This window comes from Caulobacter sp. 602-1, from assembly GCF_003931565.1.
Classification (GTDB): domain Bacteria; phylum Pseudomonadota; class Alphaproteobacteria; order Caulobacterales; family Caulobacteraceae; genus Caulobacter.
The window spans coordinates 1-319 of sequence record NZ_RRYI01000078.1 but is presented as its reverse complement, the minus strand read 5'-3'; the positions used below and the strand labels follow the sequence as shown (position 1 = coordinate 319).

The 319-nt window shown below is 60.5% G+C and carries 1 protein-coding gene; it reads left to right on the top strand.

Annotation, left to right across the window (positions count from 1 at the left end; genetic code table 11):
• A partial coding sequence (locus tag EIK80_RS25315; RefSeq protein WP_370450262.1) for a hypothetical protein occupies positions 1-319 on the top strand: 319 nt, incomplete at both ends.

Here is a 319-nt window from a genome sequence, read left to right as displayed (position 1 = left end):
GGCGTCTGGCGCTGCGAACGGCGTCGGTGATTCCGATTCGACTGGTGCATCGGCCAGTGCCGCGAATCATATTCCGTTCCATCTCATCGGCCAATTGCAGGCCAATAAAATCGGCAAAGTGCTGCCGGTGGTGAACACCATCGAATCGGTGGATTCCATCGAACTGGCGGAGAAGATTGCGCGCCGCGCCACCATGCGCGGCATCACGGTCGGAGTGCTGCTGGAGGTCAACGAATCCGGCGAGGAATCCAAGTCGGGGTGTGCTCCGAGCCATGCCATCGATTTGGCGCAGCGTATCGGTGCCATGGGCGGCCTTGAA